The organism is Coralloluteibacterium thermophilum (genome assembly GCF_042654365.1).
Classification (GTDB): Bacteria; Pseudomonadota; Gammaproteobacteria; order Xanthomonadales; family Xanthomonadaceae; genus Coralloluteibacterium; species Coralloluteibacterium thermophilum.
Map to the genome: position 1 here is coordinate 1 of NZ_JBHSGG010000035.1, position 15,519 is coordinate 15,519.

Consider the following 15,519-nt stretch of genomic DNA (forward strand, 5'->3'; position numbering starts at 1 on the left):
AGGCAAGACCAGAAGTTCTCAGCCCTTTTACAACCGTCCGTGATTTCGGGGTAGAACCCCAGCCTTCCCCCGCAGGCGGGGGAAGGAGCCGCTCGCGCGGGCGTGGAGGTTCCCTCTCCCATGAAGCCGAGCATGCAGACGAAGCCGCACAGCCCCCTCCCCCGCGGACAGCGGGGGAGGGTTGGGGAGGGGGCGCTTCGGGAAAGGAGTGACAGATCAGGAGTGAGAAACGAGAGGAGCGTGCAGCGGCCGGCCCTCGTTTCTCACTTCTCTCCACTCACTTCTCAAGCAGCGCGTTCCGCGCTTACCCCCATCCCGGCCTTCCCCCGCAGGCGGGGGAAGGAGCGAGGCGCGCGGCGCGGAGGTTCCCTCTCCCATGAAGCCGAGCGTGCAGACGAAGCCGCATAGCCCCCTCCCCCGCGGACAGCGGGGGAGGGTTGGGGAGGGGGCGCTTTTGGGGGAGAAGCGACAGATCAGGCGTGAGACCGAGAGGAGCCTGCGACGGGGCCCGCCCTCGTTTCTCACTTCTCTTCACTCACTCCTCAGCTCCCCCGCTACGCCAGCGCGGTGCCGCCGCCCACCAGCGCCGGGGTGTCCGAGCCACGCTCGTAGGTGCCGATCATTCCTCCGCAGGCGATGACGTTGCCGGGCAGGACCTCGAGCAGGCGGCTGCGGCCGGGGGCGTCGTCGCTGCGTTCGATCGGGGGCGCCTCGCGCAGGGCGAAGACCTGGAAGACGTAGCGATGGATGCCGTGGCCGGGCGGCGGGTCGGGCGGCAGCCAGGCGTGGGCGAAGTAGGAGTTGCGGCCGACCGCGGCCGGCGGCTCGGCGTCGGCGTCGAGCGCGCCTTCCGGCAGGCTGCCGTCCTCGCCCGGGAGGTTCCAGACCACCGCATGCACCAGCGGCTGGGGCGTGATGCTGTCGGCGTCCTCCACCAGCAGGACCACGGCCGCGGCCTCCTCCGGCACGCCGTTCCAGCGCAGCGGCGGCGAGTGTCCGGGACCGTCGGCGGTGAAGCGCACGGGGATCGGGTCGCCGTGGGCGAAGGCGGTGCTGGCGACCTCGATGGTGGACGTCGCGTCCGCGGTCGCCTCGCCGTTGAGGACGATGGCTTCGAGGCCCGGGCGCACGTCGCGGAGGACGTGCCCGAGCGTGCGCGGCAGGTTCTCCAGCATCGGCTCGGCTCCTGTTCGAGGGAGTTCCCGAACCTAGCCGGCGTCCCGCAAAGACGATGCGAAATGCATTGAACGAAGCCGCTGCACCGGTGTCCCACCGGAGACCGACGCATCCCGAGGAGATCCCATGCCCGCACGTCGCGCATCCGCCCTGCCCTGGATCCTGACCCTACTGGTGATCGCGGGCACGGCCGGACTGTGGTGGTGGCAGACCCAGGAGCGCAGCCCGCCCGCCCCGCCGCCAGGGGGCACGATGCAGGAGCCGATGCCGGACCCGTCTCCGCGCCACCCGATCGAGAGCGTCGCGGTGCCGGAGGCCGAGGCGGATGCCGTGGCGCCCCCGCTGGACGGCGACGCGGGGCTGCTGGACGCGCTGCGCGGACTGGTGCCGGGCGAGGCGTTCGGCCTGCTCGTGCGGGAGCACCTCGCTGGCCGCTTCGTGGCGACGGTGGACAACCTGCCCAACGCCAGGCTCGCGCCCCAGATCATGCCGGTCCGCCGCGTGCCGGGCACGCTGGCGATCGAGAGCGAGGCGGATGCCACGGGCGACGACGGCGTCCGCCTGCTGCTGGCCGAGGACAACGCCGCCCGCTACACGCCCTATGTGCGCGCCTTCGAGGCCGCCGACCCGGACCGGCTGGTCGCGCTGTACGTGCGCGCCTATCCGCAGCTGCAGCAGGCCTACCGCGAGCTCGGCTACCGCGACCGGCATTTCAACGACCGCATGGTCGCAGTGATCGACCACCTGCTGGAGGCGCCCGAAGTCGCCGGGCCGATCGTGCTGCGCGATACCGGCAACGGCTACGCGTTCGCCGATCCGGCGCTGGAAGGGCGCTCCGTCGGGCACAAGGCCCTGCTGCGGATGGGTCCGGCGCACACAGCCACGGTGAAGGCGCGCCTGCGCGTGCTGCGCGACCGGCTCGCCGGCGTCCGCCCGGCCGCCGTGCCGGAGGAGGCCGGGCGACCGGACGCCGGCACGTAGAATCGTCGGCCCCGCATCGCCCGCCCCTTCCGTGACCGCCGACCACCGCGCGCCCGACGCCCTGTTCCATGCCATCGACCAGGGCGCCGCGCCCGCGCCGCGCCAGGGCGAGCGGGTGCTGTTCCTGCGCGCGCGCGAGGCGGTGGGGCTGCAGCGCTGGCGCGGGGCGGGCTGGCACTGTGCGCAGACCTTCAGGCCGCTCGCCGCGGCCCTGGAGCAGGCCGGCTTCACGGTGGCGGAGCCCGCGCCGGACGCGCGCTACGACCACGTGCTCGCCCTTCCGCCGCGCCAGCGCGACGAGGCCCGCGCCGTGCTGGCACGGGCGGTCCGCGCCTGCGCGCCGGGCGGACGGGTGATCGCGGCCATGGCGAACGACGAAGGCGCCCGCTCGGGCGAGAAGGACCTCGCCGCGCTGGCCGGGCTCGGCGGCAGCCTGTCCAAGTCGCACTGCCGGGTGTTCTGGACGCCGCCGCTGGACGCGCCGGACGAATCCGCCCTGCTGCGGGACTGGCTGGCGCTCGACGCGCTGCGCCCCATTCTCGACGGCCGCTACGTCAGTCGCCCCGGCCTGTTCGCGTGGGACCGCATCGACCCGGCCTCGGCCCTGCTCGCGGCGCACCTGCCCGCGGACCTGCAGGGGCGCGTCGCAGACCTCGGCGCCGGCTGGGGCTACCTGGCGGCCGAGCTGCTGGCGCGCTGTCCCGGCATCGTCCGGCTCGACCTCTACGAGGCGGAGGCGCGCGCGCTCGAGGCGGCGCGCCGCAACCTCGATGGCGCGCGCTGCGCGGTGGCCCTGCACTGGCACGACGTCACCCGGGGCCTCGTCGACCGCTACGACGCCATCGTCAGCAATCCGCCCTTCCACCGCGACCGGGCCGACGACCCCGGGCTGGGGCGCGCCTTCATCGAGCGCGCGGCGGACGCCCTCGCCGACCACGGCAACCTGTACCTGGTGGCCAATCGCCACCTGCCCTACGAGGCGACGCTCGACGGCCGGTTCGCCGACGTGGCGGTGCTCGCCGGCGAGGGCGGCTTCAAGGTCTTCCGGGCGCGCGGGGTGCGCCGGTGAAGCTGCTCCGTCACGTCGCCAACCTCGGCTACGGCAGCCGCAGGGAGGTGAAGGCGCTGTTCCGCGAGGGACGCATCACCGATGCCGCCGGCCGCCCGCTCGACGAGGACGCGCGCGTGCCGCACGCCGAGGTGCGGCTCGACGGGGAGCCGCTCGACCCGGCGCCGGGCGTGGTGCTGATGATGCACAAGCCGGTCGGCACCACCTGTTCCACCCGCGACGCCGGGCGCCTGGTCTACGGGCTGCTGCCGCCGCGCTTCCGGCTGCGCACGCCGGCCCTGTCGAGCGTGGGCCGGCTGGACCGCGACACCTCGGGGCTGCTGCTGTTCACCGACGACGGCACCCTGCTCCACCGCATCATCAGCCCGCGCGCGCACGTGCCCAAGGTGTACGAGGCCACGCTGGCGGAGGACCTGCGCGGCGACGAGGGCGCCCTGTTCGCCAGCGGCACCCTCGTCCTGGAATCGGAGGACAGCCCGCTCGCGCCTGCCGGCCTCGAGGTCCTCGGCCCACGCCGGGCGCGCCTGACCGTCACCGAGGGACGCTACCACCAGGTCCGCCGCATGTTCGCCGCCACCGGCAACCGGGTGGTGACTCTGCACCGCAGCGCCGTCGGCGCGCTGCCGCTCGATCCTGCGCTGGGCCCGGGCGAGTGGCGCGTCCTGGCGCCGGAGGAGATCGCGCGGGTCTTCGCCTGACAGCGCTCATGGGCCGTCCACGACGCGGTCACGCGGCCGCTGCACGGGCCGTGGGAACAATCCGCCCCACGCGCGCGCCCGCGCATCGCCACCAGGAGACCACCATGTTCCGCTTTCTTCGCCGCATCCTGTTCGTCTGGGTCGCCCAGAAGGTCGTGCGCGCCGTCGCCGCGCGCAGTGGCGGGCCCGCTCCGCGCCGCCGCTGAACCGCTCACGTCGCGCTGCCGCGACGGTCACCCGGCGAAGGCGGCGGACCGGGCACGCTCCGGGCACCCACACAACGACGGAGAACACCCATGAAGAAAGGTCTCCTGCTCTGGTTCCTGGGCGTGCCCGGCGGCCTCATCCTGCTGTTGCTGCTGTTCGGCGTGCTCTGAGCGGCGGCTCTGCGCGGCGGCTGCTCAAGAAATAAACAGCTCATGAAGATCGGCCGCGACATCAACCACTTGCCGCACCTTCCCACACCATTGTCCAAACAGTTATCCACAACTTCTGTGGACACCGGACGAACCGCCTTCCGCCCCCGGCCGGCGCGCGCGCCGTCGCCGGCCGGGCCGCGGGAAGCACGACCCGCACCGCCAGCCACACCTGCGGGACCTCGTCAAACCCTTGACTTTTCAGGCATCTGCCGCCGGAAGCTGTCGAAGAGGCGGAGGCCGCCGGCAGTGCGCACGGCGTGACCAATCCGTCGCCGCGCCGCCCGGATCAGGCACTTGCGACGCCTGCGCACATGGTTGTCCAAGGGGTTATCCACAGGTTTCGTGGACAAGCGCGCGGGGCACGCTCTGTTGCCGCTGCACATGCGCGGCGCGCCGCGGAGCCTGCTAGGCTTGCGCGCCGCTTTGGCAGCACCGCCCGCGCGTGATCGAGCTCAGGCAGATCCACAAGGCCTACCCCGTCGAAGGCCGCTCCGTCGTCGCCCTGCACCCGCTCGATCTGACGATCGGCGAGGGCGAGGTGTTCGGCATCATCGGCCATTCCGGCGCGGGCAAGTCTACGCTGCTGCGGCTGCTGAACGGGCTGGAGACGCCGAGCGGCGGCAGCCTGAGCGTCGACGGCATCGAACTGGCCGGGCTCGCCCCCGACGCGCTCCGCGCGCTGCGGCGCCGGGTCGGCATGATCTTCCAGCACTTCAACCTGCTGTCGTCGAAGACGGTGGCGGGCAACGTCGGCTTCCCGCTGGAACTCGCCGGCCGCCCGCGCGCAGAGATCCGCGCCCGCGTCGCCGAGCTGCTCGCGCGGGTCGGGCTGGAGGCGCACGCGGACAAGTACCCGCGCCAGCTCTCCGGCGGCCAGAAGCAGCGCGTGGGCATTGCGCGCGCGCTGGCGACGGGCCCGAAGATCCTGCTCTGCGACGAGGCCACCAGCGCCCTCGACCCGCAGACCACCGCCTCGGTGCTGGCCCTGCTCTCGGACATCAACCGCGAGCTGGGGCTCACCATCGTCCTCATCACCCACGAGATGGACGTGATCCGCCGCGTCTGCGACCGCGTCGCGGTGCTGGACGCCGGGCACCTGGTCGAGAGCGGGCCGGTCACCGAGGTGTTCCTGCACCCGCGGCACCCGACCACCCGCCGCTTCGTGGCGGAAGCGGAGCACATCGACGAGCAGGCCCTGCGCGCCGGCGTGGCTGCGGCGGGCGGGCAGACGCTGCGCCTGACCTTCCTGGGCGACGACACCTATGCGCCGCTGCTCGGCCGCATCGCCCGCGAGACGGGGGTCGACTACAACATCCTCGCCGGACGCATCGACCGCATCCGCGACACGCCCTACGGCCAACTGACGATCGCGGTCACCGGCGGCGACATCGCCGCGGCCCGGGCCAGCTTCGCCGCCGCCGGCGTGCACGTGGAGGAACTGCAGTGAACGCGCTGTTCCCGAACCTGGACGCCGGCAAGTGGCGCGAGATCGGCACGGCGAGCATCGACACCCTGCTGATGCTCGGCGGCTCGCTGCCGCTCACGCTCGCCATCGGCCTGCCGCTGGGCGTGCTGCTCTACCTGTGGGCACCGCGCCAGCTGCACCCGCGGCCCGCGCTGTACGGCGTGCTCGCGCTCGTCGTGAACCTGCTGCGCTCGGCTCCCTTCATCATCCTCATGATCGCGCTGATCCCGCTCACCCTGGCGGTGATGGGCACGTCCCTCGGCGTGCGCGGCGCGATCCTGCCCCTGGTCATCGGCGCCGCGCCGTTCTACGCGCGCCTGGTCGAGACCGCCCTGCGCGAGGTCGACCGCGGCGTCATCGAGGCCACCCTGGCGATGGGCGCGACCACGCGCCAGCTGGTGCTGCGGGTGCTCCTGCCCGAGGCGCTGCCGGGGCTGATCGCCGGCGCGACGGTGACCGCCATCGCCCTGATCGGCTTCACCGCCATGGGCGGCGCGATCGGCTCCGGCGGCCTGGGCGACCTCGCCTACCGCGACGGCTACCTGCGCTCGCGCACCGACGTGGCGGTGGTCACCGTGGTCCTGCTGCTGGTCCTGGTGCAGGTGCTGCAGTTCGTCGGCGACCGCCTGGTCGCCCGGTTCAGCCGCCGGTAGCGCCGGGCGCCACGCAGCGTCCCATCCGTCGGCGGCACGGCGACGGCGCCTCTGCGAGAATCGCCGCCCGTCATCCGGCCGCGAGGTAACCCCATGCGCTTCCGCCCCCTGCTGCTCGCCCTCGGGCTGTCCGTGCTCGGCCTGGCCGCCTGTTCCGGCGGAGACGGCGCCGACGCCGACGGCCCCCTGCGCGTCGCCGCCACGGCCGTGCCCCACGCCGAGATCCTCGAGGTGGTCCGGCCGCTGCTGGCCGAGGAAGGCATCACGCTCGAAGTGCGCGTGTTCAACGACTACGTGCAGCCCAACGACCAGGTCGCGCAGCGCCGCCTGGACGCCAACTACTTCCAGACCGAACCCTATCTGGAGGCCTACAAGCGCGACCGCGGCGCCGACCTGGTGACGGTGACCGGCGTGCACATCGAGCCCTTCGGCGCGTACTCGCGGCGCTTCCGCACGCTGGAGGAGGTGCCCGAGGGCGCGGACGTGGTGATCCCCAACGATCCGTCCAACAACAGCCGCGCGCTGATCCTGCTGCACAGCGCCGGCGTCATCCAGCTCGCGGACCCGGAGAACGCGCTGGCCACGCTGCGCGACATCACCGCCAATCCGAAGAACCTCCGTTTCCGCGAGCTCGACGCCGCGATGCTTCCGCGGGTGCTGCCGCAGGTGGACCTCGCCCTGATCAACACCAACTACGCGCTGGATGCCGGCCTGGACCCGATGCGCGACGCGCTGGTCATCGAGGGGCGCGACTCGCCCTACGTGAACTACCTGGTGGCGCGCAGCGACAACCGCGACGACCCGCGCGTGCAGGCGCTCGCGCGCGCGCTCAACAGCGAGACCGTGCGCCGCTTCATCGACGAGACGTACTCGGGCGCGGTCCTGCCCGCGTTCTGACCCGCGGCGTGGCGGAACGCCACCCCGCGGGAAGGCGGGGGCGGCGATGCCCCGGGTCGCGCCGCCCCCGGGCGGACGTGACGCGCCCCTGACCCGTCGCGTGCTCGACTGGGCGCGTCGCCCGGAGGAGTGCCGCATGAACGCGACACCTGCACCCGCGTCCCCGGCGTGGCGCGATGCCGCGATCGCCCGCCTGCCCGCCGTGCCGCTCGAGGATGGCCGGTCCCTGCGGGAACTGGCGGAGGCGCTGCGCGACGTGGCGCGGCAGCCCGACACGCCCCGCGCCGACGACCGCGCCTTCGCCGACGGCGACGGCTACCGCCGCTTCCTCCTCGCGCGCCTGCCGCACGCCGAGGCCCTGCTGATCTGGTGGCCGCCGGGATACGGCACGCCCGTCCACGACCACGACCGCCTCTGGGGCATCGAGCTGGTCCTCGACGGCATGCTCGTCGTCGACGAGTACGCGGTGCAGGCCGGCGCCACGGGGGCCGAGGGCCTGCACCTGGAGCGACGTCCGTCGGTCCGGCTGCCGCGCGGCGCGGCGCGGCTGTTCGACGATCCCGGCTACGCCCACGCCTGCCACAACGCGTTCTTCGACCGTCCGGCGCTGAGCCTGCACGTCTACGGCGGCCCGCTCGAACGCTACCGCCGCTTCGAACGCGACGGTGCCGGCTGGCGCGTGAGCGAGGTCCGCCCCGCCCTGGTGCGGGACGCCGACGGGACGGCGTGAGCGGCGCCCTGCCGCGGAACTTCACGGCCACGGCGCGCGCCTGCGTCCACCATGAGGCGATCCACGACGAAGGAGATGCCCCATGCCGATCACCCGACGCGAAGCGCAGCGCCTGCTCGACAGCGGGGAGATGGAGCTGTTCGACGCCAGCCGCCGCCAGACGATCTGCCGGCACGATGCGCGCAGCCTGACCGCATTGCTGCGGCGCGCCCGCAGCGCGCGGGACAAGCAGCGCGATCTCTACCAGCGGCAGCGGCTGGCGAGCCAGGCGCGCACCGGCGACAAGGGCGGCCGCAGCGGCGACGCGAACCGCCGCACGCTGGCCAAGGCGGAGCTGCTCGACGACATCCTGCAGCGCTTCGACGCGCGCCTGGTGCGCCTTGCCGACGCCGACGCCCCGAGCGAAGCCGCGGGCGCCAAGGCGCGCGCGCAGCGGGCGCACGCCCGCGCCGGTCGCGAGCCGCGGCAGACCTCCTCGCGCTGAGGCCGCGCCCACGCGGCCGTCGCATCGTGCCCGGCAGGCTGGATCGCCTGGTTTCCCAGGAGCATCCGCATGACCATCCAATCTCTCTGCAGCGGCGTCCTCGCCACCGGCATCGCCCTCGCACTCGCCGCCTGCGACAAGAACCCCTACGACCAGCCCACGCCCGACTCGGTCGAGTTCCAGCGCGCCGACCGCGACCGCGGCAACGCGTTCGGCGACGCCATCGACGAGGCGCGCGAGCCGGAGCAGAACGCCCCGCAGCGCTCGGACCTTGCGCCCGCCGGCGGCGCCGTTCCCCAGGAAGGCCCGCTGCCCAACGAGGACGACCGCCACGCCGCGGCGATGGCCGCCTGCCGCGCGCTGGAGGACGCCGACACCCGGCGCGACTGCGAGCGCGAGGCCCAGGCCCGGCGCGAGGAGAGCCGGCAGACGGAAGCCGAGGGCACCCGCCCTGCCACGTCGCTGGAGGAACGCGAGGGGGGCGGCGAGCCCATCCGCCAGGGCCGCGACGAGAGGCCCTGACGCGGACGCCCGGACGGCGCGTGGTCGGGACGGTGGCCCGTCCCCGCACACGAAACGGCCCGCACGCGGCGGGCCGTTCTCCTGTTCCGGAAGCTGGATCCGTCAGCCGGTGGCGCCGAAGCGGCGCGCGTAGTCGCGCTCGTCGATCACGCGCTCGACCTCGCTCTCCGCGAGGTCGGGCGCGGCGTACACGGCATACAGGAGCTTGCCGTCGCGGCGGTGGGTCGAGTGCAGGCGGTAGCGCGACTGGCCGCTGCCGGTGTTCTCGGGATAGTGCACCGGCGGGTCGTCCCGCACGCCGAGATCGAGTTCCGAATTGTCGACCGTACCGCCGACGAAGAGTGCTCGCATGGTCCGTCCTCTGTCCGCTGGGAAGTGAACGCTGCCGCGCCGCGTGGCACGGCAGGACCTACGTTACGCGCGTGCGGCCCACCGCGTCAGCGGATGCGCTCGCACTGCCGCTCGTAGACGGTCTCGGTCGCGTTGTTCTGGCGGTTTTCCTGGATCCTGCGGCCGGCGATGCCGCCGCCGACCGCACCCGCGGCGGTGGCGAGCGTGCGGCCGCTGCCGCCGCCGACCTGGTTGCCGAGCAGGCCGCCGGCGACCGCGCCGATGGCGGTGCCGGCGATGCGGTTCTCGTCCTGCACGGGCCTCGCGCGCTGGACCGCCACGTCGCGGCAGCGGACGCCGTTCTCGTGGTCGTAGGTCCACTCGCTCGACTGGGCGGCTGCGGTGGAAGTGACGGCCAGTCCGAGGACGCCGCCAAGAAGAAGTCGAAGGGTCATCGGAATCACTCCTGCATGGGGTGATCCCGACGCTAGCGGCGCGGCGGTCGCGCCGGCGTAAACCGGCGCGGGCGCCGCCAGCCGCGGTTCAGGCTGACCGCCTCACTCGACCGTCACGGACTTGGCGAGATTGCGCGGCTGGTCCACGTCGGTCCCGCGCAGCACCGCCACGTGGTAGCTCAGCAGCTGCAGCGGGATGGTCGAGACCACCGGCGCGGCGATCTCTCCGCACGCGGGCATGACCAGGGTGCGGCTGTCGTCGACGCGACTGCCGACGTCGTGGTCGGCGAACACGTAGAGCTCGCCACCACGCGTGCGCACCTCCTCGAGGTTGGACAGCAGCTTGTCGATCAGCGCGTCGTTGGGCGCGACGGCAATGACCGGCATGTCCGCGTCGACCAGAGCGAGCGGGCCGTGCTTGAGCTCGCCCGCGGCGTAGGCCTCGGCGTGGATGTAGGAGATCTCCTTGAGCTTGAGTGCGCCCTCCATCGCCACCGGCCAGTGGGTGCCGCGGCCCAGGAACAGCGCATGCTGCTTGTCGGCGAAGTCCGCGGCCAGCGCCTCGATCTCCGCGTCGAGCTTCAGCGTCTCGGCGACGAGACCCGGAAGCTGTTCGAGCTGGCGGACGCCGTCGAGGTAGCGCGCCTCGTCCAGCCCCTTGGCATGGGCGAAGGCGAGCGCGAACAGGCCCAGCGCCGCGAGCTGCGTGGTGAAGGCCTTGGTCGAGGCCACGCCGATCTCGGGGCCGGCGCGGGTCATCAGCACCAGGCTGGACTCGCGCACGATGGAGGACTCCGGCACGTTGCAGACCGCCAGCTGCGCGAGATAGCCACGCGCCTTGGCGAGCTTGAGAGCGGCGAGGGTGTCGGCCGTCTCTCCCGACTGCGAGATGCTCACGAACAGGGTGCCCGGGCGGACGACCGGGTTGCGGTAACGGTACTCGCTGGCGATCTCGGCCGTGCAGGGGATGCCTGCCAGCGACTCGATCCAGTACCGCGCGACCAGCCCGGCGTGGTAGCTGGTGCCGCAGGCGACGATGTGCACCGCCTCGGTCTGCGCCAGCAGGGCATCGGCATCGACGCCGAGGATCTGGGTCAGCACGCGCCCGCCGCTGATGCGGCCCTCCAGCGTGTCGGCCAGCGCCTGCGGTTGCTCGTGGATCTCCTTGAGCATGTAGTGGCGGTACTCCCCGCGCTCGACGGCATCGGCGGAGAAATGCGATTCGCGCACCTCGCGCTCGACCGGACGCCCGTCGAGATCGAACACCGCGACCTCGTCCCGGGTGGCGCGCACCACGTCGCCCTCGGCGAGGTAGATGAAGCGCCGGGTCATGGGCAGCAGCGCATGGATGTCGGAGGCCAGGTACTGCTCGCCGACGCCGAGCCCCGCGACCAGGGGCGAGCCCAGCCGCGCGCCGACCAGCACGCCGGGCTCGTCGCTCGACATGACGGCGATGGAGTAGGCCCCGTGCAGGCGCGGCAGCACGCTGCGCACCGCGGCGAGCAGGTCCGGCTGGTCGCGCAGCGCATGCGCGATCAGGTGGGCGATGACCTCGCTGTCGGTCTGCGAGCTGAACGCGTAGCCGGCCTCGCGCAGCTCGGCGCGCAGCTCGGCGTGGTTCTCGATGATGCCGTTGTGGACCACCGACACCGGGCCGGAGACGTGCGGGTGCGCGTTCGCCTCGCTGGGGACGCCGTGGGTGGCCCACCGGGTGTGCGCGATGCCGACGTGGCCGTCGATCCCGGATGCGGCGTGGAGGTCCTCCAGCGCCTGCACCTTGCCCTTCGCCCGCAGCCGCTCGATGCCGGAGCCGGTCAGCACGGCGATGCCGGCCGAATCGTAGCCGCGGTATTCGAGCGACTTGAGGCCCGAGATCAGGCTCTGGACGACGTCACGATGCGCACTGATGCCGACGATTCCGCACATGGAGGGTTTCCGCTGGATGAAGCAGCCGATTCTACGCCCCCGCGCACCGTCCGCTCCCAGGCACGCCCGCGGACACCCCGACGGACGCCCCGCGGACAGGCAACGAGCCAGATCAACCCTTTGGAAACAATCACATACGAATGGCACGAAAGGTGCTTGAACCTCAGCGCCCTCCCGCTTCCCGCTTCCCGCTTCCCGCTTCCCGCTTCCCGCTTCCCGCTTCCCGCTTCCCGCTTCCCGCTTCCCGCTTCCCGCTTCCCGCTCCAGCCCCACGCCCCACGCCCCACGCCCCACGCCCCACGCCCCACGCCCCAAGCCCCACGCCCCAAGCCCCAAGCCCCAAGCCCCAAGCCCCCAGCCCCAAGCCCCATGATCCCCGACACCTCCGCCCAGGACCGCCCCCTCCATGCGCCCCGACGCAGGCTGCCGCTGCGCTGGCTGCTGGCGGCGGGCGCCGTCCTCGCCCTGCTCGCCCTGACCGGCGTCGTCGCGCGGGGCTGGTCCGCGGGCACCGGCTCCGTCGACGGCAGCCGGATCCGGATCGCTCCGGTGGTCCGGGGCACGCTGGTGCGCGACGTCAGCGCCGAGGGTCGGCTGACCGCGTCCAACAGCCCCACGCTCTATGCGGTCGCCGGCGGCACCGTGGACCTCAAGGTCATCGCCGGCGACCGCGTGGAGCGCGGCCAGGTGCTGGCGGTGATCGACAGCCCGGAACTCCGGAGCCGCCTCGCCCAGGAGCAGGCGACCGCAGCGGCGCTGGAGGCCGAGGTGGGTCGCGCCGCCCTCCAGGTGCGCCAGGGCAGCGCGGAGGCGCGCAAGCTGGTCGACCAGGCCACCATCGACCACCAGGCCGCGGTGCGCGAGCTGCAGCGCATCGAGAAGGCGCACCGGCTCGGCGCCCTGCCGGAGATCGACAAGCTCAAGGCGGAAGACGAGCTGCGCAAGGCCGAGATCGCGCTCGCGCACGCGCGCCAGGACGCCGCCCTGCAGGGCGAGGGTCTGGGTTTCGATCTGAGCGCCAAGCGCCTGGAACTGGAACGCCAGCGCGCGCTCGCCGACGAACTCGCGCGCCAGGTCGAGGCGCTGAACCTGCGCTCGCCGGTGGACGGGCAGGTCGGCCAGATCATGATCCCCCAGTTCTCGAACGTGGCCGCGAACGCCGCCGTGCTGAGCGTGGTGGACCTCACCGCCTTCGAGCTCGAGATCCGCGTGCCGGAGAGCTTCGCGCGCGACCTCGCCATCGGCATGCCCGCGCAGATCCGCTCCGGCAACCGCCAGTTCGAAGGCAAGGTGCGCTCGGTCTCGCCCGAGGTGGTCAACGGCGAGGTCGTCAGCCGCCTGCAGTTCGTCGGCGAGGTGCCCGAGGGGCTGCGCCAGAACCAGCGGCTGTCCGCGCGCATCGTCCTCGACGAGCGTCCGGACGTGCTGATGGTCGAGCGCGGCTCCTTCCTCGAGGCCGGCGGCGGCACCGTCGCCTACGTGATGCGGGACGGGGTCGCCGAGCGGCGCGCGATCCGGACCGGCGCCAGCAGCCTGGATGCCGTCGAGATTCTCGAAGGCCTCCAGGAAGGCGAACGCGTGGTCGTGTCCGGCACCGACGCCTTCGCCCAGGCCGAGCGCATCCGCATCGCCGGTCTCTGACCGCTCTCCTTCCCGAACGCATCCACCCGGAGCCACACCATGCTGCAGATGCAGGCCGTCACCAAGGTCTACCGCACCGAACTCGTCGAGACGCACGCGCTGCGCGAGCTCGACCTGCACGTGCGCGAGGGCGAGTTCGTCGCCGTCACCGGCCCCTCCGGCGCCGGCAAGACCACCTTCCTCAACATCGCCGGCCTGCTGGAGGACTTCACCAGCGGCAGCTACCTGCTCGACGGCATCGAGGTGCGCGGGCTGGACGACGATGCGCGCTCGAAGCTGCGCAACCAGAAGATCGGCTTCATCTTTCAGGGCTTCAACCTGATCCCGGACCTCAACCTGTTCGACAACGTCGACGTCCCGCTGCGCTACCGCGGCTTCGACGCCGCCGAACGGCGCCGTCGCATCGAGCAGGCGCTGGCGCAGGTCGGGCTGGGCTCGCGCATGAAGCACTACCCGGCCGAACTCTCCGGCGGCCAGCAGCAGCGCGTGGCGATCGCCCGCGCACTGGCGGGCAGCCCGCGCCTGCTGCTGGCCGACGAGCCGACCGGCAACCTCGACTCGCACATGGCCCGCGAGGTGATGGAACTGCTCGAGCGGCTCAACGCCGACGGCGCCACCATCGTCATGGTCACCCACGATCCCGAGCTGGCCGCGCGTGCCCAGCGCAACGTGCACATCGTCGACGGGCAAGCGAGCGACCTGCACGTCGGCCCCGTGCTGGTGCGCCCGACGGCGCCCGCGGCGGCCACGCGCTAGGAGCCGCCCATGCTCGCCTACTACTTCGAACTGGCGCTGCGGAGCTTCCGCCGCAACAGGGTGCTGACCGCACTGATGGTGCTGGCGATCGCCCTCGGCATCGGCGCCAGCATGACCACGCTGACGGTCTTCCATGTCCTCTCCGGCGACCCCCTGCCGGGACACAGCCAGACGCGCTACCGGGTGCAGCTGGATCCGCACCCGATGAGCGGCTACACCCCCGGCGAGGAGCCGACCGAGCAGGTGACGCGCTACGACGCGGAGCGCCTGCTGCGCGAGGCGCGAGGCGACCGCCAGGCGCTGATGACGACGGGCAGGGTCGCGATCGAGCCCGACCGCGCGGACATCGCCCCGTTCTACGCCCGCACCCGCTACGCCAGCGCGGACTTCTTCCCGATGTTCGACGTGCCGTTCCGCGCCGGCAGGGGCTGGACCGCACAGGACGACGAGGCCGAGGCCCGCGTCGTGGTGATCAGCGAGGAACTCGCGACCCGGCTGTTCGCCGACCAGGATCCCGTCGGCAGGCCGTTGCGGCTGAACGAGACGGAGTTCCGCATCATCGGCGTGCTGGACCACTGGCGTCCCGCGCCACGCTTCTACGACCTCGCCGGAAGCGACGCCTACGACGAGACCGAGCTGCTGTTCCTGCCCTTCTCGACCTCGCGTGCGCTCTCGTTCGGACGTACGGGCAACATGGACTGCTGGGGCGACACCGGAGGCAACGATACCGGCCCCGAGGCGCCCTGCGTCTGGATGCAGTACTGGGTCCAGCTCGACACGCCCGCCAGGGCCGCCGAGTACCGCCGGTACCTGGAGAACTACTCCGAGGAGCAGCGGGCCGCAGGACGCTACGAGCGGCCGACCAACGTGCGCCTGCGCAACGTGACCGAATGGCTGGACTACAAGCAGGTCGTGCCCGGCGACGTGCGCCTGCAGGTGTGGCTGGCCGGCGGCTTCCTGCTGGTGTGCCTGGTCAACACGGTCGGGCTGCTGCTCGCCAAGTTCCTCCGGCGCGCGCCGGAGATCGGCGTGCGCCGCGCCCTGGGCGCGTCGCGGCGGGACATCTTCGTGCAGCTGCTGGTCGAAGCGGGCACCCTCGGCCTGGCCGGCGGCCTCGCGGGTCTGCTGCTGGCCCTGCTGGGACTGTGGGCGGTCCGCCAGCAGCCCGCGGACTACGCGGCGCTCGCGCACATGGACGCGGGCATGCTCGCGCTCACCTTCGCGCTGGCGCTCGTCGCCAGCCTCCTCGCCGGTCTCGTCCCGGCCTGGCGCGCCTGCCAGGTGGCGCCGGCACGCCAGCTCAAGTCGCAGTAAGGG

16 protein-coding genes are annotated in these 15,519 nt (G+C 72.8%); 12 read left to right on the forward strand and 4 right to left on the reverse strand.

The features are described 5' to 3' along the window. Nucleotides 1-554 precede the first annotated feature (554 nt). Entirely contained in the window at nt 555-1,175 is a 621-nt protein-coding gene (locus tag ACFO3Q_RS12665; RefSeq protein ID WP_377005089.1) for a YbhB/YbcL family Raf kinase inhibitor-like protein, read from the reverse strand. Between the two features lie 127 nt (nt 1,176-1,302). On the opposite strand from ACFO3Q_RS12665, the gene ACFO3Q_RS12670 reads away from it, so the two are divergent. From ACFO3Q_RS12670 to ACFO3Q_RS12710, 9 genes are all read left to right on the forward strand, one after another. Further along, nucleotides 1,303-2,157, forward strand: a complete 855-nt coding sequence (locus ACFO3Q_RS12670; protein ID WP_377005090.1) for a DUF3014 domain-containing protein — start codon at nt 1,303-1,305, stop codon at nt 2,155-2,157. Between the two features lie 31 nt (nt 2,158-2,188). Next, complete coding sequence (locus ACFO3Q_RS12675) at nt 2,189-3,226, forward strand: class I SAM-dependent methyltransferase (RefSeq protein WP_377005091.1); 1,038 nt, start codon at nt 2,189-2,191, stop codon at nt 3,224-3,226. Then, nucleotides 3,223-3,924 (forward strand): 16S rRNA pseudouridine(516) synthase, encoded by a 702-nt coding sequence (locus ACFO3Q_RS12680; protein ID WP_377005092.1) that lies wholly within the window; start codon nt 3,223-3,225, stop codon nt 3,922-3,924. Before ACFO3Q_RS12675 ends, ACFO3Q_RS12680 begins: the two co-directional genes overlap by 4 nt. 861 nt (nt 3,925-4,785) lie before the next feature. Further along, a complete protein-coding gene (locus tag ACFO3Q_RS12685; protein ID WP_377005093.1) occupies nt 4,786-5,790 on the forward strand; it encodes a methionine ABC transporter ATP-binding protein in 1,005 nt (334 codons plus the stop codon). Further along, nucleotides 5,787-6,461 carry a methionine ABC transporter permease gene (locus tag ACFO3Q_RS12690; RefSeq protein WP_377005094.1) on the forward strand — a complete coding sequence of 225 codons (675 nt, stop codon included), beginning with the start codon at nt 5,787-5,789 and terminating at the stop codon, nt 6,459-6,461. Before ACFO3Q_RS12685 ends, ACFO3Q_RS12690 begins: the two co-directional genes overlap by 4 nt. Nucleotides 6,462-6,554: 93 nt before the next feature. Further along, nucleotides 6,555-7,358: a MetQ/NlpA family ABC transporter substrate-binding protein gene (locus ACFO3Q_RS12695; RefSeq protein ID WP_377005095.1), complete on the forward strand. Its 804-nt coding sequence runs from the start codon at nt 6,555-6,557 to the stop codon at nt 7,356-7,358. 136 nt (nt 7,359-7,494) lie between these two features. After that, on the forward strand, nt 7,495-8,088 hold the full coding sequence (locus tag ACFO3Q_RS12700) for a cysteine dioxygenase (protein ID WP_377005096.1): 594 nt from the start codon (nt 7,495-7,497) through the stop codon (nt 8,086-8,088). An 82-nt stretch (nt 8,089-8,170) separates the two neighbouring features. After that, entirely contained in the window at nt 8,171-8,572 is a 402-nt protein-coding gene (locus ACFO3Q_RS12705; protein WP_377005097.1) for a hypothetical protein, read from the forward strand. A gap of 69 nt (nt 8,573-8,641) precedes the next feature. Beyond that, complete coding sequence (locus ACFO3Q_RS12710) at nt 8,642-9,094, forward strand: hypothetical protein (protein ID WP_377005098.1); 453 nt, start codon at nt 8,642-8,644, stop codon at nt 9,092-9,094. A 102-nt stretch (nt 9,095-9,196) separates the two neighbouring features. Here the strand turns inward: ACFO3Q_RS12710 and ACFO3Q_RS12715 are convergent, their stop codons facing one another. From ACFO3Q_RS12715 to glmS, 3 genes are all read right to left on the reverse strand, one after another. Next, entirely contained in the window at nt 9,197-9,445 is a 249-nt protein-coding gene (locus ACFO3Q_RS12715) for a hypothetical protein (RefSeq protein ID WP_377005099.1), read from the reverse strand. Nucleotides 9,446-9,531: 86 nt separating this feature from the next. Next, entirely contained in the window at nt 9,532-9,885 is a 354-nt protein-coding gene (locus ACFO3Q_RS12720) for a glycine zipper 2TM domain-containing protein (protein WP_377005143.1), read from the reverse strand. 96 nt (nt 9,886-9,981) lie between these two features. After that, nucleotides 9,982-11,805 (reverse strand): glutamine--fructose-6-phosphate transaminase (isomerizing), encoded by a 1,824-nt coding sequence (gene glmS, locus ACFO3Q_RS12725; protein WP_377005100.1) that lies wholly within the window; start codon nt 11,803-11,805, stop codon nt 9,982-9,984. A 369-nt stretch (nt 11,806-12,174) separates the two neighbouring features. On the opposite strand from glmS, the gene ACFO3Q_RS12730 reads away from it, so the two are divergent. The 3 genes from ACFO3Q_RS12730 to ACFO3Q_RS12740 are packed head-to-tail and all read left to right on the forward strand — an operon-like array spanning nt 12,175 to nt 15,516. Further along, on the forward strand, nt 12,175-13,446 hold the full coding sequence (locus tag ACFO3Q_RS12730) for an efflux RND transporter periplasmic adaptor subunit (protein ID WP_377005101.1): 1,272 nt from the start codon (nt 12,175-12,177) through the stop codon (nt 13,444-13,446). A gap of 39 nt (nt 13,447-13,485) precedes the next feature. Continuing rightward, nucleotides 13,486-14,202 (forward strand): ABC transporter ATP-binding protein, encoded by a 717-nt coding sequence (locus ACFO3Q_RS12735; protein ID WP_377005102.1) that lies wholly within the window; start codon nt 13,486-13,488, stop codon nt 14,200-14,202. A 9-nt stretch (nt 14,203-14,211) separates the two neighbouring features. Beyond that, complete coding sequence (locus ACFO3Q_RS12740) at nt 14,212-15,516, forward strand: ABC transporter permease (protein ID WP_377005103.1); 1,305 nt, start codon at nt 14,212-14,214, stop codon at nt 15,514-15,516. Nucleotides 15,517-15,519: the final 3 nt, after the last annotated feature.

Bases quoted from the DNA above. Each gene is read 5' to 3' on its own strand.
- ACFO3Q_RS12740 (WP_377005103.1), top strand. From the start codon at position 14,212: ATGCTCGCCTACTACTTCGAACTGGCGCTGCGGAGCTTCCGCCGCAAC.
- ACFO3Q_RS12735 (WP_377005102.1), top strand. From the start codon at position 13,486: ATGCTGCAGATGCAGGCCGTCACCAAGGTCTACCGCACCGAACTCGTC.
- ACFO3Q_RS12715 (WP_377005099.1), bottom strand. From the start codon at position 9,445: ATGCGAGCACTCTTCGTCGGCGGTACGGTCGACAATTCGGAACTCGAT.
- ACFO3Q_RS12670 (WP_377005090.1), top strand. From the start codon at position 1,303: ATGCCCGCACGTCGCGCATCCGCCCTGCCCTGGATCCTGACCCTACTG.
- glmS (WP_377005100.1), bottom strand. From the start codon at position 11,805: ATGTGCGGAATCGTCGGCATCAGTGCGCATCGTGACGTCGTCCAGAGC.
- ACFO3Q_RS12700 (WP_377005096.1), top strand. From the start codon at position 7,495: ATGAACGCGACACCTGCACCCGCGTCCCCGGCGTGGCGCGATGCCGCG.
- ACFO3Q_RS12705 (WP_377005097.1), top strand. From the start codon at position 8,171: ATGCCGATCACCCGACGCGAAGCGCAGCGCCTGCTCGACAGCGGGGAG.
- ACFO3Q_RS12710 (WP_377005098.1), top strand. From the start codon at position 8,642: ATGACCATCCAATCTCTCTGCAGCGGCGTCCTCGCCACCGGCATCGCC.
- ACFO3Q_RS12665 (WP_377005089.1), bottom strand. From the start codon at position 1,175: ATGCTGGAGAACCTGCCGCGCACGCTCGGGCACGTCCTCCGCGACGTG.
- ACFO3Q_RS12695 (WP_377005095.1), top strand. From the start codon at position 6,555: ATGCGCTTCCGCCCCCTGCTGCTCGCCCTCGGGCTGTCCGTGCTCGGC.
- ACFO3Q_RS12730 (WP_377005101.1), top strand. From the start codon at position 12,175: ATGATCCCCGACACCTCCGCCCAGGACCGCCCCCTCCATGCGCCCCGA.